This window comes from Haloarcula sp. Atlit-7R (assembly GCF_003666065.1).
GTDB lineage: Archaea > Halobacteriota > Halobacteria > Halobacteriales > Haloarculaceae > Haloarcula > Haloarcula taiwanensis.
Genome location: NZ_QXIK01000049.1, coordinates 1 through 745, shown reverse-complemented (window position 1 = coordinate 745; position 745 = coordinate 1). Strand labels below are relative to the sequence as shown.

1 protein-coding gene is annotated in these 745 nt (G+C 57.4%); it reads right to left on the bottom strand.

From position 1 onward, the window contains the following. Positions 1–8: 8 nt before the first annotated feature. The gene (locus D3D01_RS22545) at positions 9–689 is read right to left on the bottom strand and encodes an IS6 family transposase (RefSeq protein WP_121513856.1); all 681 of its coding nucleotides are present in this window, start codon (positions 687–689) and stop codon (positions 9–11) included. Between the last annotated feature and the right edge of the window lie 56 nt (positions 690–745).

Here is a 745-nt window from a genome sequence, read left to right as displayed (position 1 = left end):
GGCACTGTCTAGTTCTGGATGACCTCAGCTGGCGTTCGTCCGTCGAGTGCTTGGTTCGGTCGTTCGTGGTTGTAGTGGTGTCTGAAGCGTCGTAACCACTGTTTCGCGCTGGATTGACTGCCCCGCCAAAACGTGTGAAAGCGGTCGATTCGCATGGTCACAGTCTGGAACCACTTTTCGATGTGGTTCCGGATTCGGTAGTCAAGCCGACCGCTCAAATCGTGACGTGAGAGGGCAGTCAGATAGCCGCCAGCATCGACGAGAAACTCTGTATTGGAAACATCGTGTTTCTGAGTGAGCCGATGCAGGAACGCCGCCGCGGGGTCGGTCCCGCGGCGGCTGAACACGTCAACTTCAAGCAGTAGTTTTGATTCGGTGTCGACAGCGGCGTACAACCACTTCTTTTCGCCGTCAACCTCGATTTGTTTCTCGTCGACTGCGACCCGCGACGGCTGCGCCGTCGGCGGGTCGCTCTGTGCTTCAGACAGTGTATGAACCCAGTTCCAGACAGCACCGTGAGAACGATCGACACCCAGCAAGTCTAAGATAGCTACCGTCTCCCTGATCGACAGCCCCGCCGCGTGGAGACGCACCCCAAACCGCCGGACGGGTGTCGGGGTGCGCTCATTCTCCCAAACGTCTTGGCTGTCCTCATCTAACGTTTCTCTGAGGAGGTCTGCGAGTGGCATGAACACTTCTCGCTACGACCTCCTCGCTTCTCAAACTCGCTCAACTAGACAGTGCC

Coding starts and splice junctions, on each gene's coding strand:
- D3D01_RS22545 (WP_121513856.1), bottom strand. CDS start 689: ATGCCACTCGCAGACCTCCTCAGAGAAACGTTAGATGAGGACAGCCAA.